At 60.6% G+C, this 25,346-nt stretch carries 25 protein-coding genes; 11 read left to right on the top strand and 14 right to left on the bottom strand.

The features are described 5' to 3' along the window. Together TU82_RS28810 and TU82_RS25685 are read left to right on the top strand one after the other, a co-directional pair. Positions 1-93 (top strand): IS3 family transposase (locus TU82_RS28810; protein WP_156421702.1); only part of this gene is annotated, 93 nt, incomplete at its 5' end. A 65-nt stretch (positions 94-158) separates the two neighbouring features. Next, entirely contained in the window at positions 159-518 is a 360-nt protein-coding gene (locus TU82_RS25685; protein WP_057726028.1) for an avidin-fold protein, read from the top strand. Between the two features lie 132 nt (positions 519-650). Here the strand turns inward: TU82_RS25685 and TU82_RS28435 are convergent, their stop codons facing one another. The 10 genes from TU82_RS28435 to TU82_RS25730 form a co-directional block, all read right to left on the bottom strand. Then, positions 651-824: a DUF3077 domain-containing protein gene (locus tag TU82_RS28435; RefSeq protein WP_082632094.1), complete on the bottom strand. Its 174-nt coding sequence runs from the start codon at positions 822-824 to the stop codon at positions 651-653. 237 nt (positions 825-1,061) lie between these two features. After that, complete coding sequence (locus TU82_RS25690) at positions 1,062-2,273, bottom strand: multidrug effflux MFS transporter (RefSeq protein ID WP_057726029.1); 1,212 nt, start codon at positions 2,271-2,273, stop codon at positions 1,062-1,064. Further along, positions 2,266-3,243 (bottom strand): diiron oxygenase, encoded by a 978-nt coding sequence (locus TU82_RS25695; protein WP_057726030.1) that lies wholly within the window; start codon positions 3,241-3,243, stop codon positions 2,266-2,268. Before TU82_RS25695 ends, TU82_RS25690 begins: the two co-directional genes overlap by 8 nt. A 2-nt stretch (positions 3,244-3,245) precedes the next feature. Further along, positions 3,246-4,325: a SagB/ThcOx family dehydrogenase gene (locus TU82_RS25700; RefSeq protein ID WP_057726031.1), complete on the bottom strand. Its 1,080-nt coding sequence runs from the start codon at positions 4,323-4,325 to the stop codon at positions 3,246-3,248. A gap of 864 nt (positions 4,326-5,189) precedes the next feature. Next, complete coding sequence (locus TU82_RS25705; protein WP_057726032.1) at positions 5,190-6,122, bottom strand: phosphatidate cytidylyltransferase; 933 nt, start codon at positions 6,120-6,122, stop codon at positions 5,190-5,192. A gap of 1 nt (position 6,123) precedes the next feature. Continuing rightward, complete coding sequence (locus TU82_RS25710; RefSeq protein ID WP_057726033.1) at positions 6,124-6,744, bottom strand: lysophospholipid acyltransferase family protein; 621 nt, start codon at positions 6,742-6,744, stop codon at positions 6,124-6,126. Positions 6,745-6,753: 9 nt separating this feature from the next. Continuing rightward, positions 6,754-7,197 carry a hypothetical protein gene (locus TU82_RS25715; protein WP_057726034.1) on the bottom strand — a complete coding sequence of 148 codons (444 nt, stop codon included), beginning with the start codon at positions 7,195-7,197 and terminating at the stop codon, positions 6,754-6,756. Further along, positions 7,187-8,485 (bottom strand): phosphatase PAP2/dual specificity phosphatase family protein, encoded by a 1,299-nt coding sequence (locus tag TU82_RS25720; RefSeq protein WP_057726035.1) that lies wholly within the window; start codon positions 8,483-8,485, stop codon positions 7,187-7,189. The genes TU82_RS25715 and TU82_RS25720 overlap by 11 nt, the downstream gene beginning before the upstream one ends. A 2-nt stretch (positions 8,486-8,487) precedes the next feature. After that, the gene (locus TU82_RS25725) at positions 8,488-10,236 is read right to left on the bottom strand and encodes a bifunctional alpha/beta hydrolase/class I SAM-dependent methyltransferase (RefSeq protein ID WP_057726036.1); all 1,749 of its coding nucleotides are present in this window, start codon (positions 10,234-10,236) and stop codon (positions 8,488-8,490) included. Between the two features lie 11 nt (positions 10,237-10,247). Then, positions 10,248-10,871, bottom strand: a complete 624-nt coding sequence (locus TU82_RS25730) for a CDP-alcohol phosphatidyltransferase family protein (RefSeq protein WP_057726037.1) — start codon at positions 10,869-10,871, stop codon at positions 10,248-10,250. A gap of 308 nt (positions 10,872-11,179) precedes the next feature. On the opposite strand from TU82_RS25730, the gene hflK (TU82_RS25735) reads away from it, so the two are divergent. The 8 genes from hflK (TU82_RS25735) (at position 11,180) to cfaB (ending at position 20,318) form a co-directional block, all read left to right on the top strand. After that, positions 11,180-13,084: a protease modulator HflK gene (gene hflK / locus TU82_RS25735; RefSeq protein ID WP_057726107.1), complete on the top strand. Its 1,905-nt coding sequence runs from the start codon at positions 11,180-11,182 to the stop codon at positions 13,082-13,084. A 9-nt stretch (positions 13,085-13,093) separates the two neighbouring features. After that, entirely contained in the window at positions 13,094-14,083 is a 990-nt protein-coding gene (gene hflC, locus TU82_RS25740) for a protease modulator HflC (protein WP_162276168.1), read from the top strand. Further along, on the top strand, positions 14,080-15,114 hold the full coding sequence (gene hflK, locus TU82_RS25745) for a protease modulator HflK (RefSeq protein ID WP_057726039.1): 1,035 nt from the start codon (positions 14,080-14,082) through the stop codon (positions 15,112-15,114). The genes hflC and hflK (TU82_RS25745) overlap by 4 nt, the downstream gene beginning before the upstream one ends. Then, on the top strand, positions 15,111-16,997 hold the full coding sequence (locus tag TU82_RS25750; protein WP_057726040.1) for a cation-translocating P-type ATPase: 1,887 nt from the start codon (positions 15,111-15,113) through the stop codon (positions 16,995-16,997). Before hflK (TU82_RS25745) ends, TU82_RS25750 begins: the two co-directional genes overlap by 4 nt. Before the next feature lie 112 nt (positions 16,998-17,109). Beyond that, complete coding sequence (gene bufA2 / locus TU82_RS25755; protein WP_057726041.1) at positions 17,110-17,361, top strand: BufA2 family periplasmic bufferin-type metallophore; 252 nt, start codon at positions 17,110-17,112, stop codon at positions 17,359-17,361. 63 nt (positions 17,362-17,424) lie between these two features. Further along, a complete protein-coding gene (bufB, locus tag TU82_RS25760) occupies positions 17,425-18,270 on the top strand; it encodes an MNIO family bufferin maturase (protein WP_057726042.1) in 846 nt (281 codons plus the stop codon). Next, positions 18,261-19,046, top strand: a complete 786-nt coding sequence (locus TU82_RS25765; RefSeq protein WP_057726043.1) for an HvfC/BufC N-terminal domain-containing protein — start codon at positions 18,261-18,263, stop codon at positions 19,044-19,046. Before bufB ends, TU82_RS25765 begins: the two co-directional genes overlap by 10 nt. Positions 19,047-19,133: 87 nt before the next feature. Continuing rightward, complete coding sequence (gene cfaB, locus TU82_RS25770; protein WP_057726044.1) at positions 19,134-20,318, top strand: C17 cyclopropane fatty acid synthase CfaB; 1,185 nt, start codon at positions 19,134-19,136, stop codon at positions 20,316-20,318. Positions 20,319-20,477: 159 nt separating this feature from the next. Here the strand turns inward: cfaB and cls are convergent, their stop codons facing one another. Next, positions 20,478-21,917: a cardiolipin synthase gene (gene cls / locus TU82_RS25775; RefSeq protein WP_057726108.1), complete on the bottom strand. Its 1,440-nt coding sequence runs from the start codon at positions 21,915-21,917 to the stop codon at positions 20,478-20,480. A gap of 130 nt (positions 21,918-22,047) precedes the next feature. Here cls and TU82_RS25780 point away from each other — a divergent pair, with 130 nt between their 5' ends. Then, a complete protein-coding gene (locus tag TU82_RS25780; RefSeq protein WP_057726045.1) occupies positions 22,048-22,569 on the top strand; it encodes a DUF3617 domain-containing protein in 522 nt (173 codons plus the stop codon). Here TU82_RS25780 and TU82_RS25785 read toward each other — a convergent pair. Genes TU82_RS25785 through TU82_RS25795 form a run of 3 tightly spaced genes read right to left on the bottom strand, consistent with a single transcriptional unit; the run spans position 22,566 to position 25,342 of the window. Then, positions 22,566-23,903: a dihydroorotase gene (locus TU82_RS25785; protein ID WP_057726046.1), complete on the bottom strand. Its 1,338-nt coding sequence runs from the start codon at positions 23,901-23,903 to the stop codon at positions 22,566-22,568. The genes TU82_RS25780 and TU82_RS25785 overlap by 4 nt on opposite strands. A 3-nt stretch (positions 23,904-23,906) precedes the next feature. After that, complete coding sequence (locus TU82_RS25790; RefSeq protein WP_057726047.1) at positions 23,907-24,467, bottom strand: gamma carbonic anhydrase family protein; 561 nt, start codon at positions 24,465-24,467, stop codon at positions 23,907-23,909. Further along, a complete protein-coding gene (locus tag TU82_RS25795; RefSeq protein WP_057726048.1) occupies positions 24,464-25,342 on the bottom strand; it encodes a metal ABC transporter substrate-binding protein in 879 nt (292 codons plus the stop codon). Before TU82_RS25795 ends, TU82_RS25790 begins: the two co-directional genes overlap by 4 nt. Positions 25,343-25,346 lie beyond the last annotated feature (4 nt).

The raw sequence follows: 25,346 nt of genomic DNA on the forward strand, positions 1-25,346 counted from the left end.
GAGTACAGCCATTATTACAAGCACTCGCGTATCAGATTGAAGCTAAACGGCCTGAGTCCTGTTGAATACAGAACTCAGGCCGCTCAGGCGTAGACAGAAAATCGTCCAGCTTTGTGGGGTCAGTTCAGAGCGGGGGAACGATCAAAGGAAGCTGACTGATGCAAAATTCCACTGTCTACACACGTCTGCACAATCGTCGGTTTGTGGTCGCCAACAACGCTCAAGGGCTGTCCGGGACCGGCACCGTGTTTCATTACCTGGTCGACGGTGACACGATTTCGAGCACTTACCAGGGGGGCCGGATTCGCCTGGGCACTCAAGTCGGGCGGGTGACCGGTCCAGATACCATCGAGCTGCTGTATCAGTGCCTGACCCTGGAAGGGGAACTGCTTGCTGGCTGGTCACGTGGCACGGTTGGCGTGGATCACGCAGGGCGCACGACGTTGAGTTTTGTTTGGGGCTGGTTGTCGGGTGCGACGGGAGGCGGAGAGTCTAGCTACTTCGAGATCACTGCTTAAAGAGCCCGTAGTTCAGGGCTAGGCTGCACCGCATTCACTGTAGGAGCGAGCTTGCTCGCGAAAAATCTGAGACGCCACCTGGCAACAAACTTTGCGCGTTACGCCCTCGCCAGCAAGCGCGCTCCTACGACGCTATGCGCCCACGTCTGCTGAAGCAATGCAGTTCAACGACCGGTCTACCATCACCTTGGCCATTTCAACCAGATAACCGGCTGCCTGCCGGGAATCGAGTAACTGCTCAGCGCAGTGAAGCAGATCGGAGGCGTAGGCCAAGGCATCCTCGAAGCTGAGTTCAGGATGGGTGATGAAAAAAGGATGCGGTGGATCGGGAAGTAACTATTTGCTCCAACTTTAGAAAAAAGAACTGGTAGCATTGCGGCCTCTATTTACAGCGGCTCGAATTTAATTGCCACAGGCCCAGGCTATCAGCATATGACCAAGGGCGGTTTAGGACCACGGACAAATGCCAGCCGTAAGCTTCTTGTCGCGAAGCTCGGCCGCACTTTGACGGGGATGCATACCCTGGGGCGCTGCAAATCAGAATCATGCCAAACTCGACACCTTAGCGTGGCGATTTATGTGTTGGTTTAACAGCAGACCTATGCCGCTTAAGATGATGAAACTCAGTGCCAGGGTAATTTGCAAGTTGTTGGTGCTGAGGTTGACTAGGGCACTGATCAATCCGCCTGAGATAAAAATTAGAGTATTGCCTGCCGAGGCCGAGGCACCAGCGTTATCCGGGAATAGCTCCATAGCTTTGGACGTGGCTGCAGGCCGCGTTATGGTAGTGCCTGCTGTACAGATAATCATTGGGACCAGCATGGTGAAGACGGACAGGCCAAATTGGCTCCGTAATAGAAGCATCACTAACCCCGCAACGAAAATCAGTAATAGTCCTATAACAATTTGTGTACCCGCCTCCAGATGCTTATTCATTACGCCTGCAAGGACACCGCCAGTCACATAGGCTGCTCCGTACAATAACAGCGTCTGAGAAAACTCATAGCTGCTTAGTTGCAACTGCTCCATGAATATTAGGGGCGATATGACGATGAATGAGAAATGGCAAGCAAAAACAATTGCAGCGATTAGCCAGTAGGCCACGAAACTGAAGTTACTGCAGATTCGCCGGTAGGCTCTCAAGATACTGATACGCGGCCCCGTGTTATTGATAGGCAGGTTTTCCAGCGATACCAGAGCCTTCACGAATACCAAAGCGGCAATCACTGCGAAGACATAGAAACTACCTTGCCAATCCATCAGCTCCTGCAACAAGCTTCCGGCGAGGGGGGAGACCGAAATGAAGATTCCACTGGCCGTTACCATGAGAATTCGTAAACGATCCCGCTCTTTGCCGATAAATAGATCCTGAACCAATGCCTGGGACAGTACGAAACAGCCACACCCTATTGCCTGGATCACACGGAATAGCAAAAAATACTCATAGTTCGTGGCCCATACGCAACCCAAGGCGCCAGCCATGGATACTGCCATGCCAGCCAGTAACAACGTTTTACGGCCGAGTATGTCCGACAAAGGGCCAATCAGTAGCTGAGATAACGAGATACCGATGGCAAAGAAGCTGATCGACAAGGCGATCTCGGACGTTGTGGTGCTGAAGTGCTGCGATAACGAAGGAAACGAAGGCAGAAGCACGTCCACCGGAAACACGCCCAGCATGACCATCGCCATCAGTAGTACGGTGGCACCAACTTTCCTGGCCTTGACAGCGGAATGATCCTTTATTTCAAGCATCAATGAGTCCTGATTGGCTGAATAATTCCCGATGAGCTTGCAACTCAAAGAAACCGGCGCGCGTCATCGCTTGAAGCGTGCCCATGGCAATAGAGCGTGCTCGCTGTGTGCGTACATCCAGTGCCTGTAGTGCTTGGACTATCCTGGTGGCTTCGAACAAAGGGATGCCGACGCTCGTTAGGCTAGCGCTCAACCAAGGCTCGTCCACTTCAGCAAAGATAAAAATAATTTTAATCAATAGGCTCGCGGAGTGTTCTTGCTGGACAAGGGATAACTTCGGCCATAGGTAATGGAACACTTCGGAAAAATAGCGACTATGTCGGGCTTCATCTTCCAGATGCTCTCGAAACATCTGATATACCGTGGAGATTAGCGTGTCACCGGTTATGCTCAATAACTCCTTGGCGATGATAGTTTCAGAGACAAAGCCGAAAAAAAACCAAGCCAGTGGACGATGTTCGTCCAAAGTCGCGTCCATCAACTCGAGTAGCAGAGTGATACGTTTAGGTGGATCCTCCCAGGTTGGCATGTCATAAAAATGCGCCACCTGTTCCGCGATCTTAAAGGAGAAAAGGGCGTGATAACCCTCGTCAGTGTAAAGCTGCAAGGCCGTGAGTTTCATCGCTTGAGGCAAATTAATTCCCAGCTCTTCATGAATCAGGGTCTCAACCGAGCGGTTAACGATCTTATGCTCCAGGATCGTCGTATATCGGAGAAAATAGACTAGATGATTCGCAGCCAATCGATGCTGGATATGCTCACCCGACTTCTGGATAGTGTTGTCGTTGAAGTATGGAATAAAGGCTGGAGGAAACCATTTCCTGGTCTGTAATTGCAGAAGAATCTCCGCATCAGCTGGAAGCAAGAAGGTACTATTCTTACTGCGTACGGCCGAACGGTTGTCCCAATCACCCAGTGTATATTGGCGGATCTCGTTAGATGCAAAGACGAATGTATTTGTAACTGACATTATTACCCTCGCTCTCGACTCTCTATCAAGGCCCTGAGTTCCTTGCATTGCACCTGCCCATCGCCATAACCGCCGCCTACGAAGAACAGCGGTTGTTCTGCAGACTCTTCCAAGCCTAATAACAGCTCTACTCGCTCATCACTCAACGCGCCAGTCAACCAGGTAGCCAACCCTAGCGCAGTTGCAACGAGCTGAAAGGTTTGAGAGATATGTCCGGCTTCGACGTAAGCCATGCGGTAGGCACGCGAGTGCTCGTATTTCCACCATAATTTGTCAAAACGTGACGTTATGAACAGTCCCATAGGAAGTTCGTTGATAAAGTGTTGTCCGGCGAGCAGTAATCCCAAAGGCTCGTTGGGAAGCGGGTGAACTTGCCTTAAAGCATGAAGGTCTGGGTGGTAGTAATAGATACCGGGCTCCAGCCCCAATATCCTAGCAGCATAGACGTAGCCTTCGCATGCATTCAGCCCGCCACCGGAAGGGCTGCTGCGTCTCGCCCTGAGTGTTTCAGGAATTGTGTCGTCGGCTCCGGCTTCGCGCTCTTTGAGGTAACCTAAGGACAGGTAGAGCAGTGAGCTTAAGTCGTCCAGAGTAACGGCCTGGTCTGAAAACGAACGCGACGTTTTTCGGTCGAGCAGAGTGGTTGTAAGGGGGCTAGTTTGCTTTTCCGAATTGGGTGCCGGTAGCGATATCAACCCCTCATGGGAGTGCTTGGCAAAACGGTCTATCGGTGCAGGGGTATCAAGGACTTGTTCACAGTGATCTAAGTATAGAGAAGCCCACTCGTGAATATCGTTCGGTAGTTGTTCGATGGGCAGATTTTTAGTCCCAATATGAAAAATTTTCGAAAGATCGTCCCACCCCCATTCATTCTGCGGGGATATATCTGTGAGTAACAGTCCGGCGGCGAGAAATGCCGCATCCATTTCGCTTGTACTATCGAATCTAGAAGGATCTTCAACAAGCTGTATGAAACGAGTGGAATAAGCTAAGTCAAGTTCAAACTGAGTGTGATTTTTGTAATCCCAAATAACGATGAACGGTGTGCGAGCCAGCATGAAGACATTCGGATTTATTAGCATTTTTTAACTCTGCGCCAGGTTAATGATGAGACTGGGTAGCCGGCACTCCCCAGCTCATCAACTACTCAGCTCAGCAATCAGCGGGATTTGGCCGCCGCGAGGCAAGCCAAGTTAGCGATTTTTTTCGATTCCAGAGAAATAGATTTCATAGGTATTACTCCTAATTTTGAGTGAGTGTCACTTTTCTAAGTGACGTTGAAAGGCTAGCCCAAAAGAAAAATAAGTAAAATTAAAAAATCAAGATCAAATGTAAGATATTTCATTTCTGGCATGTAGGAGATTACCGATTATCTATATTTTGCCGTGGCCGATGAGCACATCAACCTGCTCTGCCATGCCGCAAAAGTGAAGGGTCAGAAACGGAGAATCCCGCTGCTAGGCGGATTCTCCGCTTTCAATTGCATGCGTTCGACGGGGCAGGACGCTGTTACCTGACACAGGGCCATCTGACGTTCATCAGGAGCGGGGGCGATCCGACACCCCTGTAACCACCCTGTGGTTCACGTCTAGGCACAGATGAACAGTAGTCAGTTCATATGTTGAGGCCGATGCCGAATTGCCCCATGTGCCGACGCAAGACTGATCCACCTCCAAATCGGCACAAACCCACCATATGCAATCCTCGGTGAGGTAGGCCTCACGTTAACTGCGCTGCTCACGCTGGCCGTAACGCTACAGCTGTGAAAGAAATCCCATGAGCGGTTCATCTATGTTCTTGTCGATGCAACCTAAGGCGTGTGAGTTTTTCGCGAGCAAGAGCTAGGCGCCCCCCTCGCTCCTACAAAAAGCCTTAACTGAACTGGCATTAGGGCAAGCCCCCTCCCACAGTTTGATCTTCATTGGTTTTGAGAAAGGGGGGGTGGCTCAGGTCCACCAGTAGCGCACAAGGTGGAAGAAAATCGGCGCCGCAAAGCATACCGAGTCCAGCCTATCCAGCATGCCGCCGTGCCCCTCGATCATGTGTCCCCAGTCTTTCACCCCGCGATCTCGCTTGATCGCCGACATCACAATCCCGCCGGCAAAGCCCAGCAGGTTGATCAGCAGCGCGATCAGGAACGACTGCCAGGGATTGAACGGCGTGGTCCACCACAGCGCCGCACCGATCAGGGATGACAGCAGGATCCCGCCGACAAACCCTTCCACGGTTTTCGACGGCGACAGGTTGGGCGCGATCTTGTGTTTGCCGAACAGCTTGCCGCACACGTACTGCAGCACGTCGGACAGTTGCACCACGATCACCAGGTAGGCGATCAGCAGCAGGTTGCGGCCTTCGTAGCCGGGGATGTCCAGCGTCAGCAGCGCCGGGACGAACGACACGCAGAACACCGCGATCATCAGGCCCCATTGCACCTTCGATGCGCGCTCCAGGAAGTGGGTACTGTCGCCGCCCAGGGAGGCGAGGATCGGCAGCAGCAGGAACACGTAGACCGGGATGAAGATCGAGAACAGTCCATACCAATCGGCGTAGATCAGCACGTATTGCAGCGGCAGGGCCAGGTAGAACGCCGCTACCAGGGCCGGGTAGTCGCTGCGCCGGGTCGGGGTGAGGGTGAGGAATTCGCGCAGGGCGTAGAACGACACCGCGTAGAACAGCAGGATCACAGCGCCAGTGCCGAGCCAGAAAGCGATGCCGATCACCACCACCATCACCCACCAGGCGTTGATGCGGGCGTTGAGGTTATCGATCACCGCGTTGGGACTGCCACGGGTGCGCAGCTTGAGGATCAGACCGATCAGCGAGGCGGTGACCAGAATCGCGCCGATCCCGCCGAATAACATCAGGGTTTGGCTATCCATCTCAGGAGTGCTCCGGGGCGAGGGCGAGCAGGGCGTCGCGAGTGCGGGCAAGGAACGCGGTTTTGTCTTCGCCTTCTGCCAATTGCAGGGGAGCGCCGAAGCTGGTTGTGCATAACAGGGGTAGTGGCAGGACACGCCCCTTGGGCATGACGCGGTTGAGATTGGCTATCCACACCGGAATCAGCTCGGCCTGTGGGTAACTGTTTGCCAGGTGATACAAGCCGCTTTTGAACGGCAGCAGGCCGTCTTCCAGATTGCGCGTACCTTCGGGAAAGATGATCAGCGAGTCGCCGCCTTCCAGCGCGGCGAGCATTGGCTGCAGGGGGTTATCCACAGGCTCCTTGCGCTCGCGGTCGATCAGCACGCCATTGAACACGCGGTTGATGATGTAGCGGCGCAGCGCGCTTTTATTCCAGTAATCGCTGCCGGCCACTGGGCGTGTGAATTTGCGCAGGTTCTGCGGCAGTGACGCCCACACCAGCACAAAGTCGCCATGACTGCTGTGATTGGCGAAATAGATGCGCTGCACCGGCACCGGCGCGCAACCCAGCCACAGACTGCGAGCGCCTGTGACGGTGCGGGCCATGGAGGTAATCAGCGTGGCGACCACGGGTTCGAACATGGGAATTCCTTATTCGGCGAAAGGTAGCCAGGGGCTGGCAAGGATGACGCCCAGGGTCAGCAGCGCTTGCGCGCCGAGCAACCAGGCTTGTTTGCGCAACAGTTTAAGGGCGCCGCGACGGCGTTCGACCCACGGCCGGCCGGCGCGCTTGGCCGATTGCAGGCCAAGGGTTTGCAGGGCCTGGTCAAGGTCCGGGGTGCGCTGGGTGTCACGGGCCAGCAGGGCGAACAAATCGGCATCGAACGCTACGCGCAGTGCCCAGTATTTTTGTAACAGGCCCAGGATGATCATCCACGACGCCAGCAACAGGCAGATCGTCGAAACACTTGCCATCAGCAGTTGGGCCAGGCCGAACAGCACACCGACCAGTGTCAGGCCTGTGGATAACTGGTCCAGCGAACGGCCACGCCGCAGCAGGCTGGCGACCACTTGCAGTTCCATGTCAGCGGGCATGGGACAACCCCTCCAGTGCTAAGCGATGTGCAGGATGCAGGACCACGCGGGTCCTTGCTGTACGAATAATAGCCAGCGCTTGATCGACCGTCGCCGCGCGCTCGCTGTGCAACAGCCAGGCTGCGATGGCCGTTGCGCTGCGCGAATAGCCCAGGGCGCAGCACACCAGCAGTGGGCCTTCTGAGCGCAAACGTTCGATGGCCTGGGCGGCTTGCAGGCAGTCGGCGGAGGTTGGCGTAATCAAGTCCAGAACAGGAACGCATTGATAACGGCGGCCCTGTGGATTAATCGGCAATTCGGCGCAGAGATCGATGATCGCCCTGAATGGCTGTTGCTCCCTGGCCGCAGGAAGGCGCCCCAGCCAGACGTTATCCACAATCAGGTCGGGCTGTGGATGGCTGCGTGTCCACAGCCGCGAATTGATCCAGGCGCCAGCCAGGTACGGCGCATACAGCCAACGCGCGGCTGGCGTGAGTTGGCCATCGCTGCGTTTCTGAAAGCCCTGCGCACCCAGCAGCCAGTAGTTGGTCGCGACCAGACCAAGGGATACCGCCGGCCATAGCAGCCATAACCCCCAACCGCCCAAGGCCAGCGCCAGTGTCACCAGCGCCAGCGCGCCGAGGCCGTAGCGCGCACCCAGCCAGCCGCGTTTCGCGTCGCGCGTCAGTCGGGCATTGAGCAGTGGGGTGGGGTGTTCCACCGGCCATAGCCACACGCACAACCAGCCGGCGAGGGCGCCTGTGGGTAAGTCGATAAAGTGATGTTGATAAGTGGTCAGTACGGAAATACCGATCAGTGCAAACCAGCCGTGCACCACCCAACGCCAGAACCCCTGGGTATGTCGCTGGTACATGACCCACAGGATCACCAGCAGCGCGATATGCAGTGAGGGCGCCTGGTTGAAGGGTTTGTCGAAGCCCGCCAGTACCGCAAACAACCAGCCGAACACGCCATCCAGTTCCGGCCGTTCAAAGGTAAAGCGCAGCGGCCAGATCAGGAAGCAACTGACGGCAATCACTTGGGCCGTCAGCAGGCGCAGGGCGTGCTGCTTGAGTTCGTGGCGGGTGCTCGGCAGCAACAGGGAGAAACCGTAGAGCAGGTCGATGGACCAATAAGGCACGATGGTCCAGGCCCAGAACGGCATATGGTTTTCCCAGCCGAACACCAGCGTGCCCACATCGCTGCGCTGAGTGGTGACCCAGGTGGCGAGGCCGTAGGTGCTGAAAAACAGCGGCGCCAACAGCAGCAGCCAGAGAAGCGCTGGTTTGAATAGGCCGGATTCGCGCATGCTCAGATCTTCTGCGCCAGTGACACCGTGAAAATGCCCCATTCATCCACCCGCTGGGTGATCTTGCGAAATCCCGCAGCCGCCACCAGTTGGTCCATTTCCGCCTGGCTGCGCCGGCGCATCACCCAGGCCTGGCCCTGGCGGTGGCTGGTCAAGGCGCGGGCGATCAGTTCCAGCTGCGGGTGCCACGGTTGGCCGGTGTAGACCAGATAACCGCCGGGCTCCACTGCTTCGGCCAGGCCCGCCAACGAACCGCCGACCATGGCGTTATCGGCAAACAATTCATAGAGCCCGGACACCACCGCCAGCGTCGGTTTGGGCTCCAGCGCCGCCAGGCTCGCCCGGTCAAACGCATCGCCTTTGATGAACTGGGCAATTTCTCCCAGACCTTTTTCACGGATCAACGCAGCACCGTCGCGCACGTTGATGTCGCTGTAGTCGCGCAGCAGGATCGATTCCGGCAGCGGCGACACACCCTGCAAGGCTTCGAGAATGTAACGGCCGTGGCCGGCGGCGATATCGACGATACGCACGTCGCGCTCGTCCGCGCGCAACCGGGCCATGGCCAGGCGTAGCAGTTCTTCGACATTCAGCTTGCGCTGACGAATGCCGCGCCAGCCGATGGAGTTGAGGTAGTTGGTGTCGATCATCCGCCCCAGCGCGCCTTTGCCGGTAGGCGTGTTGCGGTACACGTAATCCAGGGTGCTGCCGGAATCGAAACCGGTGTCGAAGCCCAGTTTCACCCCGTCCGACAGGGTCTTGCCCAGGCCCATGCTGGCGCGTGTCATGCGCCAGTACAGATCGCGCAGGGAATTGCGCGGCAGCGGTGCGGCGAGGGCTTCGGATTCGGCGCAGGTGGCGCCCAGTTTGTCGGCGTCCAGCAGGCTGGCGCGGTCCAGCGGCTGCGTGAAGTTCTGCAGGATAAAGCGCCTGGCGCTGTTGACGGCCACGGCGCGGTCACGTTCGCCGAGGGTGTCATGGAAGAAGCCGGGGAGCACATGCAGCTCTTTTTTAAGGCTGCCGAGACGCTCGAAAAACTGCTGCTGGGGTTTACGGTGCACCACGAAGTCGGAGCCGGAGATCAGCAATTGGGTCGGCACCTGAATGGCCTGGGCATCGGCTACAACCCGATCGGCCGCTTCGTACAGGCCCAGCAGTACATTCACCGAGATGGCCTTGGTGATCAGCGGATCGCTGTCGTAGGACGCCACGCGCTGCGGGTCATGGCTGAGAAACTTGGCCTTGACGTAGCTGTTGACGAAAAAGTTGCCGCGGAACTTGCGCATCAGTGCCAGGCCCGGGCGGGCGAACGGCACGTACAGCTTGACCTTGAAGGCCGGGGAGGCGAGTACCAGGGCGCGGATCTTCGGTGCGTAATCATGCACCCAGGTGGCCGCGATCACCGCGCCGACGCTTTGGGCGATAACGGCGAGGTTTTCCTCGTCGATGCCGTAGGTGGCGCCTATGTGGTCGCAGAAGGTCTGTACGTCGCGGGCGCTGGTGGCAAAGCTGGGGCTGTCACCGCGCTCGCCGGGGGACTGGCCGTGACCACGGGCGTCCCAGGCGAAGAAGTCGAAGTCGGGCAGGCCCAGTTCGTCCACCAGGTGCGCGATTCGCCCTGAGTGCTCATGACCGCGATGGAACAACACAATGGCCTTGCGCGGCCCGGCGTCTGCCGTAGCCGGCCAGTGCCGGTAAAAAAGCTCGACGCCGTCATGGGTGCTGAAGGTGTGCTGTTGTTGTTCGCGCATCGCAGAAATCCTTATGCAATCGGTGAGGTTGCTGATTGTTCCTTGAGGCCCTGACGCACCCGATTGACCAGGGTGCAGGCCAGCAGGGCGGCGACCAGCCACATCACCGTGTCGACCCACCCGGCACCGAGCCAGCCCAGCGCCACGCCGGTGGCGAGCACGCCGAGTACGAACGCCCGATCACTCTTGCCCATCGGCCCGTCATAGCGGCGCGATGCGCCCACCATCGGCCCCAGCACGCCGGCGTATTCGCTGAACACTGCGAGCAAGGTCACCAGCAGCACGGGCGCCAGGCTTACGCCGGGGATCAGCGCAAACGGCAGGATCAACGCGCTGTCGGCGATCACATCGCACAGCTCATTGAGGTAGGCGCCCAGGCGTGATTGCTGGCCGAATTCCCGCGCGAGCATGCCGTCGATGGCGTTGAGGGCCATGCGCACGATCATCCATAACGGGATCAGCGCAAACAGCCACAGATGCTGGGCGAAACTGGCGATCAGCAGGCCCACCAGCACGGAAATGACGCCGGCCAGCACGGTGATCTGGTTGGCGGTGGTGCGGTTGTCATAGAGGCGTTGCACGAGAGGGCGCAGCAGGTTCTGGAAACGCGGTTTGAGCTGATAGATGGAGATCATGGGGGGTGATGCTTCCTTGTCCGTGGACCCGCGAAAAACTGTTCTGGAGTGTGCCGATTAATTGCAGCGCGCACCAGTGATGTCGCGTGTTTATGGGGGTTTAGTCACGGTCTGGAGAAAGCGGGGAATCAATGTGGGAGGGGGCTTGCCCCCGATAGCGGTGTGTCAGCCAACACATGTATTACAGATGCATGGTCATCGGGGGCAAGCCCCCTCCCACAAGGATCGGCGGCGTGGCTAAAAGCGAACAAAAATTTCACGCCTTGTGTTATATCGTAACGAATTATGTACAAGCGGGCGTTGAGTGGATGCAAGTGGATCTAGAAGCTGACGGCGCTTCGGTTGAAGGCCTGCCACGTTTTCAGCAGGGGTTGTTCCATGCCCGTCGATTGAGGCAAGCCGGTATCGGCCTGACAGCCTTGGCCGTCACCGGTTGGGTGTTGGCGTTATTTGTCGCGCTGTTTGCACCGGTATCGATCTGGCCGGTGGTGCTGATCAATTGCTCATCGGCCCTGTTCGTGCTGGTCGCCGGGTTGCAGTCGGCGTGGTGGGTCGCCGATTGGCGGGCCCAGGCGCTGGAAGCGCCGACAGTTGAAGCGCCCGTTGCGGAGGCGGGCCGCTACGCACGTTTTGGGCAGCGCCTAAGCGATCAGATTGGCGCGCCGGTGTTGTGGTTGTGCGGTTGGTCATTGTTGGCGCTGATCAGCATTTTGGAATTCTGGAACCTGGGGCTACCCGCCGCAGCCGTCGGTCAATCCGCGAGCATCGGCGCGGCGCTGGGGTTGGCGCTGGCGTTCGGTTTGCTGGTGTTCGAGCGGCGCCTGGCCCAGCAAACGCCTGCCCAGTGGCCTGAAGCCTCACCCGTGGCGCAGCTGTGCCGCGTGGCGATCGGTTGCCTGCTGATCAGCTCGATATGCCTGCTGTTCGCCGGTGCCGAGTCGGTGTGGCCGTTGCGCCTGGCAGTGCTGATCGGCCTGCTGCCCGCGCTGGTGGCGCTGGAGTTTCTGCTGCGCGGCGTGCTGTCGCTGTTCAGTCCGCGCCAGCCGCGCCTCGAACCGCGCCTGATGGCGCAGAGCTTTGTCGCCGGCCTGCTGCGCTGGCCACCGCAACCCTTGCTGGCCTTGCAGCATGAACTGCATAACCGCTTCGGCATCGACCTGCGCCAGATCTGGGCGTTTACCTACATGCGTCGCGCATTCCTGCCGGTGCTGCTGGTGGTGCTGGCGATCGGCTGGGCGCTGACGGGCGTGCATGAAGTGCCGCTGCACGGCCGTGGGATTTATGAGCGTTTCGGCAAACCGGTAGAGGTGTTCGGTCCGGGCCTGCACGCTGGGTTGCCCTGGCCTCTGGGGCGTGTGTTGAACGTGGAGAACGGCGTGGTGCATGAGCTGGCGACCAGCGTCAGCGAAACGGCCGTACCTGAGTTGGCCAGCGCCGAAGGCCCGGCGCCGCTGATCGCCAACCGCTTGTGGGACGCCAGCCATGTGAATGACAAATCCCAGGTCATCGCCAGCAGCAGTGGCGACAAGCAGAGCTTCCAGATCGTCAATATGGACGTGCGGTTCGTCTATCGCATCGGCCTGACGGACCAGGCCGCGCTGGCCGCGACCTACCACAGCGCCGATGTCCCGAGCCTGATTCGCAGCACCGCCAGCCGTATCCTGGTGCATGAGTTCGCCTCGCGCACCCTCGACGAACTGCTCGGCGAACAACGCACCAGCCTGGCCGACGAGATCGGTCGCACCGTGCAAGCCGACCTGAATGCGCTCGACAGTGGTGTGGAAATCCTCGCCACCGTTGTTGAAGCGATCCACCCACCGGCCGGCGCCGCCAACGCCTACCACGGCGTGCAGGCCGCGCAGATCGGCGCGCAGGCATTGATCGCGCGCGAGCGCGGTGCGGCCAGTGAGCAGACCAACCAGGCGTTGCTGCAGGCCAGCACGGCCCGCGACCAGGCCCAGGCCACCGCCCGCGAAGTGAACGCCGGTGCCCAGGCGGCGAACCTGCGCTTTGTTGCCGAGCAAAAAGCCTATGCCACGGCGGGCCGAGCCTTCGTGCTGGAGCAGTACCTGGGCCAGCTCAGCCAGGGCCTGGCCCACGCCAAACTGCTTATTCTGGATCATCGCCTGGGCGCCGACAGTGCGCCGACGATCGATCTGCGTTCTTTTACCTTGCCGGCCGATCCCTCGACGCCGCGTAAAGCCGTTCAATAAGGAGTCTGTCTGTTGAGCGCTCATTCTCACGATCACGGTCATCATCATCACGGCCATCACCACCATCACGGCGATGAACAGGCGGCCGGACCTTTCCCCTGGCGGCGCATGGCCTGGGCTGTACTGCTTGTGCTGTTCGCCATCGCGGCGGCGAGCCTGGTGCAGGTGCGTTCCGGCGAGGCCACGGTGATTACCCGGTTCGGCAACCCGGTGCGGGTGCTGCTGGAGCCGGGCCTGGGCTGGCGCTGGCCGGCGCCGTTCGAAGCGGCGATTCCGGTGGACCTGCGCCTGCGCACCACCTCCAGCGGGTTGCAGGATGTGGGCACCCGCGATGGCCTGCGCATCATCGTGCAGGCCTACGTGGCGTGGCAGGTGCAGGGCGATACCGACAATGTGCAGCGCTTCATGCGTGCGGTACAGAACCAACCGGATGAAGCGGCGCGGCAGATCCGTACCTTCGTCGGCTCGGCGCTGGAGACCACGGCGGCCAGTTTTGACCTGTCCAGCCTGATCAACACCGACGCCAGCCAGGTGCGCATCGCCGAGTTCGAAGCCCAACTGCGCCGGCAGATCGATCAACAATTGCTCGCCACCTACGGCGTACGCGTGGCCCAGGTCGGTATCGAACGGCTGACCTTGCCGTCGGTGACCCTCACCGCCACGGTCGACCGCATGCGCGCCGAACGTGAAACCATCGCCACCGAGCGTACCGCCGTGGGCAAGCGCGAGGCGGCGCAGATCCGCTCGGCGGCCGAACGTGATGCACGGATCGTGCAAGCCGATGCCACGGTCAAGGCCGCTGATATCGAAGCGCAATCGCGGGTCGAGGCGGCGCAGATCTACGGGCGTGCCTACGCGGGCAATCCGCAGCTGTACAACCTGCTGCGCTCGCTGGACACCTTGGGCACCGTGGTGACGCCGGGTACCAAGATCATCCTGCGCACCGATGCCGCCCCGTTCCGCGCGTTGGTGGATGGACCCAAGGATGTCCAGCCATGAGTGAGCGCGACAGCCCGGACAGCCCCTGGATTCAGGCCGGGCGCCTGACATTCCTGGCGCTGTACGCGGTCACCGTATTGTCCGCGTTGGCCTGGGCGTTTTCCAATGTGCGCCAGATCGACCCGCAGAACCGCGCCATGGTGCTGCACTTCGGCGCCCTCGACCGCATCCAGAATGCCGGGCTGTTGCTGGCATGGCCGCAACCGTTCGAGCAGGTGGTGTTGCTGCCGGCGGCGGACCGGGTGATCGAGCGTCGGGTGGAGAACCTGTTGCGTTCGGAGGCGGCGGTGCAGGCGGACCGCGTGGCCAGTTTCGCCACACCCCTGAGCGATACGCTGGCCGGTTCCGGCTATCTGCTGACCGGTGATGCCGGAATCGTGCAGCTGGATGTGCGGGTCTTCTACAAAGTCACCGAGCCCTATGCCTTTGTATTGCAGGGCGAGCATGTGCTGCCCGCGCTGGACCGCCTGGTGACCCGCAGCGCCGTTGCCCTGACGGCGGCGCGGGACCTGGACACTATTTTAGTGGCGCGCCCTGAATTGATCGGCACTGACAACGGCGCCGCCGAGCGTCGCGAACGGCTGCGCGGTGATTTGGTCCAGGGCATCAATCAGCGCCTGGCGCAGCTGACCGCCAGCGGTTTGGGGCTGGGCATCGAAGTGACCCGGGTCGATGTGCAATCGAGCCTGCCGGGCCCGGCGGTGAACGCGTTCAACGCGGTCCTCACCGCCAGCCAGCAAGCCGACAAAGCGGTGGCCAACGCGCGCACCGATGCGCAAAAGCTCACCCAGGCCGCCAACCAGGAAGCTGATCGCCAGGTACAGGTCGCCCATGCCCAGGCCAGTGAGCGTCTGGCCAATGCCCAGGCGCAGACCGCCACCGTCGCCAGCCTGGCGCAAGTGAAAGACCCGGGCCTGTTGCTGCGCCTTTACCGTGAGCGCCTGCCGAAGATTCTGGGCCAGGCCGGCTCGGTGACCACGGTCGATCCCAAAGACGACTCCCGTTTGATTCTCCAGGGAGCCGAGCAATGAGCGCACCCATGCTGACCACCGCCGAACAGCGCAGCGCCGCCCGGCAATTGACCCTGGCCATGCTGGCCCTGGGCTTGCTTCTACTGGGCCTGGTGTGGCGCTGGCTGGCGGCGGACCAGGGCGGGGTCAGCCAGCTGCTGCTCGGTGTCGCCTCGCTGCTGGTGGCCGTGCCGGTCATGCGTTCGGCCTGGTACAGCCTGCGCTACCCGAGCCTGCATGGCATCACCGACCAATTGATCGCGCTGGCGATGATGGGCGCCTGGGCCACCGGCGATCTGCTGACCGCTGCCTTGCTGCCGATCATCATGATTTTCGGGCATGTGCTCGAGGAGCGCAGCGTGATCGGTTCCCAGGAAGCGATCCACGCGCTGGGCAAGCTCACCCGCAGCCATGCGCGCCGGGTGCAGGCGGACGGCAGCATTGTAGAGGTGGACAACGCCACGCTGAACACCGGCGATGTGGTCGAAGTGCGCGCCGGCGACCGCGTGCCGGCCGATGGCGTGGTGCTGTCGGGCCAGGCCAGCCTGGACACCGCGCCGATCACCGGGGAGTCGGTGCCCCTGGAGGCCAGTGTGGGCGTGCAGGTGTTCGGCGGTGCGATCAACCTGGACGGCCTGCTGCGCCTTGAAGTGACGCGCACGGGCAATGAGTCGACCCTGGGCAAAGTCATCGCGCTGATGCAGAACGCCGAGCGTGCCAAGCCGCCGATCACGCGGTTGCTGGAGCGCTACGCCGGTAGCTATATGGTGCTGGTGCTGTTGCTGGCGGCGGTCACCTGGTTTGTCACTCATGACGCCCAGGCGATGCTTGCCGTGCTGGTGGCGGCGTGTCCGTGTGCGTTGGTGTTGTCGGCGCCGGCGACCGCGATTGCCGGAATCGCGGTCGCCGCGCGCCATGGCATCCTGATTCGCAGCTCGGCTTTTCTGGAAGAGCTGGCGGACCTCACCTCGCTGGTCGTCGACAAGACCGGCACCCTCACCTTCGGTACCTTGCGTCTGCAGTCCATCCAAACCGCTTCGACCGATCGCCAGGCATTGCTCAACCTGGCAGCCAGCCTCGGTTCGGCCAGCAGCCATCCGGTCAGTCGCGCACTGGCGGGGTTGGCGACACAGGAACAGCTGCTGGCGCTGACCGATATTCGCGAGCGCCAGGGGCTCGGCGTGGTTGCGCACACGGAGCAGGGCGAAGCGGCGTTGGGCCGCCCCGAACTGTTCGAGCAATTGAATATCGTCACCACCTGCGTACCTGACCACGACGGCCCGATTGCCGGGCTGGCGCTGAACGGGCAATTCCTGGCCTGGCTGCTGCTGGCAGATAGCGTCAAGCCGGAGGCGCGCCAGGCCCTGCAGGAACTGCGCGAGCTGGGGCTGGGTCGCCAGCTGCTGCTCACCGGCGACCGCCAGAGCGTGGCCGACAGCCTCGCCGTGCAGGTGGGCATCGGTGAAGTCCAGGCACAGGCGTTACCGGAAGACAAACTCAACCGGGTGCTGGGGGAGATCGGCAGCGGTTTCCGGCCGATGGTAGTGGGGGATGGGATCAACGACTCCCTGGCACTGAAGGCCGGTGTGGTTGGCGTGGCGATGGGCGCGGGCGGTGCCGATATCGCGCTGGCCTCGGCCGACGTGGTGCTGATCGGCAGCGACCTGCGCCGCCTGGGTACTTGCGTGCGCTTGAGTCGCCAATGCCGGCGCACCTTGCAGGTCAACGTGGTCATCGGGCTGGGCTGGACGCTGGCGATCGTGGTGTTCGCCGCCTTCGGCTGGCTGGGTGCCGCCGGGGCCATGATCGCCGCGGTGCTGCATAACCTCAGCACCTTGCTGGTACTCGGTAACGCCGGGCGCTTGCTGCGCTTTCAGGAGCCGCTGTTGAAGCTTGACGAATAATTTTTAGAAATTTGTGTACAGGGGCTGTAACGCGAAAAGGGCGTCTCACTCTAGTGGTGTGTCGAGACTGGGCAATCCGTCCAGACCGGCACCACCACTTGAGGACTACACAATGAATATCAAACACGCCGTTTCCGGTGCTGCCCTGGCGATCGCCGCCGCTTCCCTGTTTGCCGGCGTCGCCACCCAGGTACAGGCCGCCGACGCGCCGGTTCATTGCTACGGCGTCACCTCCTGCAAAGGCATGAACGACTGCAAAACCGCTGAAAACGCCTGCAAAGGCCAGGCGGTCTGCAAGGGTCACGGCTTCAAGGCCATGACCAAGGCTGAGTGCGACAAGGCCGGTGGCAAAGTCGGCGAGTAACCGACACGCACGTGCAACCGCAGCGGCCATTGCGCCGCTGCGGACACTGTCCAGGAGTACATGATGGCCAGTTCTTTCCCCTCCCTGGGTTACGGCCTGGGTTTACGCAACGAATACTATGAACAGATCCTCGCCCAATCCCCTGCGGTGGATTGGTTCGAAGTGATCTCCGAGAACTATCTGGTGCAGGGCGGCAAAGCCCTGTACTACCTTGACGCGATAGCCGAGCGCTATCCCCTGGTGATGCACGGTGTGTCGCTGTCGATCGGCGGCCCCCATGCCATCGATACCGATTACCTCAAGCAGATCCAGCAGCTTGCCGTGCGCATCCAGCCGGCGTGGATTTCCGATCACCTGTGCTGGAGCCGCGGCAGCGCCCACCAGTTGCATGACCTGCTGCCCCTGCCTTACACCGAGGAGAGCCTGTACCACGTGGCCAGTCGCGTGCGTCAGGTGCAAGACGTGCTGCAGCGCCCGTTGGTGCTGGAAAACGTCTCCAGCTACGTGCGCTCCAAGGCGGATGAATTCACCGAGTGGCAATTTCTCAATGCGTTGACGCACCTGACGGGATGCCAACTGCTGCTCGACGTGAACAATGTGTACGTCAGCTCGCGCAACCACGGGTTCGATGCCTGGGAGTTCATTCGCAACCTGCCGCCTGAGAGCATTCGCCAGCTGCATCTGGCGGGGCATGTGGATTACGGCGACTACGTGGTCGATACCCATGATCACCCGGTATGCGACCCGGTGTGGGCGCTCTATCAGCGCACGCTGGAGCACCTGGGGCCAGTGTCGACGCTATTGGAACGCGACGACCATTTCCCGCCATTCGAAGAGCTGCTGACCGAGTTGAGCAAGGCCCGGGAACTGGGGACCAGTGCGTTGGCCGGGAGGTCGCGATGCGCCTGATCGATTGGCAACTGGCTTTCGAAGCGCATCTGCTGTCTGAGACGTCCACCGCCGCCAGCGGTTTTGCCGCCACCTTGCTCGGCGGCCCGACGCTGGATGTGGACACGGGCCTGGCGATCTATCACAACGCCTATCTTTCCCGCTTACAGGAAGTGCTGCGCCATGACTTCGCCGCCATCCACTATTGGTTGGGTGATGAAGAATTTGCTGCGTTGAGCCAAGCGTATATTCGCCGTTATCCCTCGGCCCATTACAGCCTGCGTTGGCTGGGTGAGCGTTTCGCGCTGTTTATCCTCGAGTACCTGGAGGCTGCACAAAGTGCCCCGCTGGCTGAACTGGCGCAGTGGGAATGGGCGTTCACTCTGGCATTCGACGCGCCCGCGGGCGAGCCGCTGAGCCTCGATCACATGGCGCAACTGGCGCCTGAGCACTGGCCGCACTTGCGCGTAGCGCTGGCACCTTCGGTGCAGCATGTGCTGTGCCGTTTCAATACGGTGGCCATCTGGCGGGCCAATAAGGATGAGTCGGACTTTCCCGGCAGCCATGCGCTGGATGTGCCCCACGTGTGCCTGGTGTGGCGCCACCAGAACCTGTGTCGGTACCGCAGCCTCGAACCGGAGGAGGCCCTTGCCCTGGCAGGCATGGCGACCACCGGCTGGAACTTTTCAGAACTGTGCATCGAGTTGGCAGTCACTTATGGAGAGGGTGCGCCACTGCAAGCGGCCACGTGGTTGAAACAGTGGATCCAGGACGGGTTGCTCGAGCGTCGGGCATAGCAGGCGGTTATTTAATCGATAGCTTCCTACTTTATTTGGGATGATCTACCCTCACACCAGACGTCTGAAACAAGGGGGGGACTACTCATGCTCGCGCAACTTCCACCGGCCTTACAGAATCTTCAGCTACCGCTGCGTCTGCGACTCTGGGACGGCCATGAATTCAACCTGGGCCCGGAGCCCAGTGTGACCATTGTGGTGAAGGACCCCACGGTCGTCACACAGCTGACCCATCCCACGCTCGATTCACTGGGTGAAGCCTTCGTCGAGGGCAAACTGGAGCTGGAGGGCTCCATTGCCGAGGTGATCAGGGTATGTGACGAGTTGAGTCACGCCTTGATCGAAGACGACGACGGACCTCGTCCGGTGCGCTCGATCCACGACAAGGCAACCGATGCGGCGGCCATTTCCTACCATTACGACCTGTCGAACGAGTTCTACCAGCTATGGCTGGACCAGGACATGGTGTATTCCTGCGGTTATTTCGAAACCGGCAGTGAGTCCATCGACCAGGCCCAGCAAGACAAATTTCGTCACCTGTGCCGCAAATTGCGGCTGCAGCCGGGTGAATATCTGCTTGATGTGGGATGCGGATGGGGTGGGCTGGCGCGGTTTGCGGCGCGGGAATTCGGCGTCAAAGTGTTCGGGATTACCTTGAGCAAGGAACAACTGGCCCTGGCCAGAGAGCGGGTGAAGGCCGAAGGCCTGGAAGAACAGGTCGACCTGCAGCTGCTCGATTATCGCGACCTGCCCCAGGACGGTCGTTTCGACAAGGTGGTGAGCGTGGGCATGTTTGAACATGTCGGCCACGCCAACCTGGCGCAATACTGCCGGATTCTGTTTGGCGCCGTGCGCGAAGGTGGCTTGGTGATGAATCATGGCATTACCGCCAAACATACCGACGGCCGTCCGGTGGGCCGTGGCGCCGGGGAGTTTATCGAGCGCTATGTCTTCCCCAACGGCGAACTGCCGCACCTGGCGATGATGACGGCGCAAATCAGCGAAGCCGGGTTGGAAGTGGTGGATGTCGAAAGCCTGCGCCTGCACTACGCCCGTACGCTGGACCATTGGAGCGAGCGCCTGGAGGACAACCTCGAAGCGGCGGCGAAGATGGTGCCGGAGCACGCGTTGCGTATCTGGCGCCTGTACCTGGCCGGTTGCGCCTATGCGTTCGCCCGGGGCTGGATCAACCTGCACCAGATCCTGGCGGTGAAAGCCCATGCCGATGGTGGCCATGAACTGCCGTGGACGCGGGAAGATATCTACCGCTAAGAACACCGCAGATCAAAATGTGGGAGGGGGCTTAAGGCTTTTTGTAGGAGCGAGCTTGCTCGCGAAAAACTCACAGGCACCGCGTTCATTCAGGAAGCACGCGTTATCGTTGACGTTTTTCGCGAGCAAGCTCGCTCCTACAGAGGGCCATCTGTGTGTTTAAAGAATGGGTGAGATCAAGCGTGCCACCCGCATGCCCAGCTGTTGCAGGCGCCGGGTCTCGCGGCTTTCTTCCTGGCTGACTTCATGGGCCAGGGCGAAGTCGTCCAGCAGCATCCGCTCCACCTCTTTGGCGAAGGCTTCATCGACCGTCAGCAACATCACTTCGAAATTCAGCCGGAACGAACGGTTGTCCATATTCGCGCTGCCAATGGCGCTGATTTCGCTGTCCACCAACACCACCTTTTGATGCAGGAACCCTGGGGTGTAGCGGAACACCCGCACGCCGGCACGCACCGCTTCGATGGCATAGAGGCTGGAGGCGGCGTACACGATGCGGTGGTCGGGACGCGAGGGCAGCAGCACGCGCACATCCACGCCGCGCAGGACGGCCAGGCGCAGGGCGGCGAACACGGCCTCGTCGGGGATGAAATACGGGCTGGTGATCCACACGCGTTCGGTCGCGGCGTGAATGGCCTCGACGAAAAACAGCGAGCAGGTTTCATACGGGTCCGCCGGCCCGCTGGCGAGCAATTGGCAGAGCACGCCGTCTTCCGGATAAGCGTCCGGCAGGATCAGCGGCGGCAATGCCCGTGCGGCCCAGAACCAGTCCTCGGCGAACGATTCCTGCAAGCACGCCACCACCGGGCCGGTGACCTGCACGTGGGTATCGCGCCACGGCGCCAACGGCGGCTTTTTGCCCAGGTATTCATCGCCCACATTGTGCCCGCCGACAAAGCCGGTAATACCGTCCACCACCAAGATTTTGCGGTGGTTGCGAAAGTTGACCTGGAAGCGGTTCAGCCAGCCGCTGCGGGTGGCGAAGGCCTTGACCTTCACCCCGGCGTCGCGCAGCGATTGCACGTAGCGATGGGGCAGGGCGTGGCTGCCGATGCGGTCGTAAAGCACGTAGATGTCCACGCCTTCGGCCGCTTTTGTCGTGAGTAATCGGTGCAGTTGGCGGCCGAGATCATCGTCATGAATGATGAAGAACTGGAACAGCACGGCGGTTTTCGCGTTGCCGATGGCCTCGAAGATGGCGCTGAAGGTGGCGTCGCCATTGACCAGCAACTGCACCTGGTTATTGGCCAGGCAAGGCATGCGTCCTAATTTGGGCATGGCGCGCAAGGAGGCATAGGCACTGGAGTTGCGCGCGGCCAGCGCTTCCTCGACCCACGGGCGCCAGTTCAGCTCGGCGATTGCCCGGTGCATTTCCTGGTTGGCCTGGCGGCGCGCCTGAATGTAGGCGTCGAACGTGCTGCGCCCGAAAATCAGGTAGGGAATCAGCGTGAGATAGGGCATGAACATCAGCGACAAGGCCCAGGCAATCGAGCCTTGGGCGGTCCTGACGGTCAGTACCGCATGGATCGCGGCGAGGCTCCCGAAAAAATGCAGCGTGGCAATGAAGTAGGCGAGCAGGTGCGGGCCAAAAAAATCCATGAACGACATCACTCCGGGCAGTCCAGTGCGTAACAGACCATGTTCCACAGTGAATGTCGCTATTTTATTTGCCGTGCAACACTGGCGCCTTTGCGGCGTCTAACGCCCACAATTGCCCAGGAGTTACCCGATGAATGCTCGTCTGCTCTGTTTGTCCATGCTTGTTGGTTTGTCGCTGCCGGTGGCGGCGCAGGCGCAGATGCTGGCGCCGGGCTTGTGGGAATTGACCACCAGCAATATGAAAGTCGATAACCAGGACCTGCCGGACCTGTCGTTGATCCTCGGTCAGCTCAAGCAACAGATGACCCCTGAACAACGCGCCATGCTCGAAAAGCAGGGCATCACCATGGCCGGTAAAGGCGTGCAGGTATGCCTGACACCGGCCCAGGTCGCTTCCGATTCCATTCCCCTGACCGACCCGCAATCGGGCTGCAAACAGCAAGTGACCGACAAGACCGGCAACCAGTGGAAATTCCGCTTCAACTGCCCGAAAGCCCAAGGCACGGGCGTGGCGACGTTCCAGAGCCAGAAAGAATTCACCACCACCGTCAACGGCACGTTCAATGCCACCGGCATCCAGCAAAAGGGCAGCCTGGACACTCACGCGCAGTGGCTGGGTAACGACTGCGGCACCGTCAAACCTCGCGCTTAACGCAGAAAATGCAGGGGCAGGCCCTGGCAACTATCGATCACCTGGCCGTTGTGCCAAGCCAGGTGGCCGGACACCAGCGTGGTGCTGACGCTGTGACGAAAGCTGCGCTCGGCGAAAGGCGTCCAGCCGCAACGGGCAAGGATCGGTTGGCTGCTCACCGGTTTGCCTGCGGGCTCGGGCTTGATCAGTACCAGGTCGGCCCAATACCCCTCGCGTAGATAACCCCGGTCCGGGATGGCAAACAGGTCGGCAACGCGATGACTGGTTTTCGCCACCAGTGTGGTCAACGGCAGCAGTCCGTCGGCCACCAGCTCCAGCAATGCCGGTAACGCATGTTGCACCAGGGGCAAGCCTGCCGGTGCCTGGCAATAGTCCAGCTGCTTTTGTGCCCAGGTATGCGGCGCGTGGTCACTGCCAATCACATCCAGACGGTCAGTCAGTAGAGCCAGGCGCAGGGCGTCGCGGTCGGCGCGGGTCTTGATCGCCGGGTTGCATTTGATCTGGTGGCCGAGGCGCTGATAGTCGCGGTTGTCGAACAGCAGGTGATGCAGGCAGACTTCGGCGGTGATGCGTTTGTCCGCCAGTGGCTTGTCTTCGAACAAGGCCAATTCCCGCGCGCTGGTCAGGTGCAGTACATGCAGGCGCGTGCCGTGGCGCTTGGCCAATTCCACGGCAAACGAAGACGAGCGATAACAGGCCTCTGCATCGCGGATCAGCGCATGCGCCACGGCGGGGATGTGCTTGCCGAAGCGCTCGCGCAGGCGCCCCTCGTTGGCCTGGATGCTCGACGTGTGTTCGCAGTGGGCCAGCAGTATCGTCGGCACGTCGGCAAACAGGCGCTCCAGGATCCGTGGGTCGTCCACCAGCATATTGCCGGTGGAGGCGCCCATGAACACTTTGACGCCGGCCACGTCGCGCGGGTCGAGGGCCGCGACAGTGTCGAGGTTGTCGTTGCTTACGCCAAAATGAAAGCCGTAGTTGGCCACCGAGTGCAGCGCGGCGCGGCGCTTTTTATCGGCCAGGGCCTCCAGGCTCAGCGTTGCCGGTTGGGTGTTGGGCATATCCATGAAGCTGGTAACACCGCCGGCCACCGCCGCGCGGGACTCGCTGTAGAAACTGCCTTTGTCCGGCGCGCCGGGTTCACGAAAATGCACCTGGTCATCAATCATCCCCGGCAACAGCCAATGGCCTTGGGCGTCGAGCTCCACCGGTTCGTTCAGGTGCTCGATGCTGGGGGCAATCTTCTCGATACGGCCGCTGACCACCAGCACGTCAGCGTCGAACTCCCGGCCTTCATTGACCAGCCGGGCATTGCGAATCAACAGGCGGCTCATGCTTCAGAACTCGTTTTGCAGGGCTTTGTAACCGCGCACCAGGTCGACATTGGTGCGCGCCACGTCTTCGGAAAACTCCGAGGCGCTGACGCTCACCGGTGGAAATTGCGACAGGTCGGTACCAGGCCCGATACGGGTGGTGGAGGGTACATAGAAGGCTGCGGGCAGGTCGCGCCCGTCCACCACCGAGTTGTGCCGCACCACGCAGCCGTCGCCCACGGCGCAGTTGAACAGCACGCTGTTGAAGCCAATGAATACGCGGTCGCCGACGGTGCAGGGGCCATGGACGATGGAGCGGTGCGCAATGGACGTGAACTCGCCGATGGTCACGGCGGCACCGGACTTGGAGTGGATCACCACGCCGTCCTGGATATTGGAATTGGCACCGATGGTGATCGGGTCCATGGCACCGCTGGCGTCAACTTCATCGGCGCGAATCACGGCGTAGGGCCCGACAAACACGTTTTCGCCGATGATGACCTTGCCGCAGATGATCGCGGTTTTGTCGACGTAGGCCGATTCGGCAATCACCGGCAGGTCGCCGGAAGGGTTCTTGCGGATCATGGTTTGCTCAGTGCGGCGCACAAGGTGTTGAGGTTGTATTCGAACAGCCCGATAAAGGTGCTGGCCGGGCCTTCGGCGGCGAGGGCATCGGAGTACAGCGTGCCGCCGATCTGTGCGCCGCTTTCGTCGGCAATCTGCTTGAGCAGGCGTGAGTCCTTGATGTTTTCCATGAACACGGCCTTGACCTTGTCCTTGCGGATCTGGGTGATCAACGCGGCCACTTCGGCGGCCGACGGTTCGCGCTCGGTGGACAGGCCCTGTGGCGCGAGGAACTGGATGCCATAGGCCTGGCCCAGGTAACCAAAGGCGTCATGGGAGGTCACGATACGACGGTTACCGGCAGGCAGTGCGCCGAACTTTACCTTGGCTTCGGCCAGCAGGCGGTGAATGTCTTTCAGGTAGGCCTGGCTGTTGCGCTGGTAATCCGCCTGGTTGGCAGGGTCGGCGGTCACCAGCGCTTTGGTGATGTTGTTGACGTAGATCTCGGCGTTGGCCAGGTTGTGCCAGGCGTGTGGGTCGGGGATGGTTTCGCCGTCCTCGTCCATGGTGTGGGAGATCACGCCCTTGCTGGCGGTGACCACCGTGGCCTGGGTTTCGGTGCTGGCCACCAGGCGGTCCAACCAGGGCTCGAAGCCCAGGCCGTTCTTGATGATGAGCTTGGCCTTGAGCAGCGCCTTGGCGTCGTCCGGCGTGGGTTCGTAGGTGTGGGCGTCGGCGTCGGGGCCGACCATGTTGCTGATCTGGATGTGATCGCCACCGATCTGATGGGTGATGTCATCGAGAATACTGAAGCTGGTGACCACCTGGAGTTTGTCGGCGGCCTGGGCCATCGAGAGCGGCAGCAGCAGACTGAACAGCACGAGTAGAGCGCGCATCGGA

It is taken from the genome of Pseudomonas orientalis (assembly GCF_001439815.1).
Classification (GTDB): Bacteria; Pseudomonadota; Gammaproteobacteria; order Pseudomonadales; family Pseudomonadaceae; genus Aquipseudomonas; species Aquipseudomonas orientalis.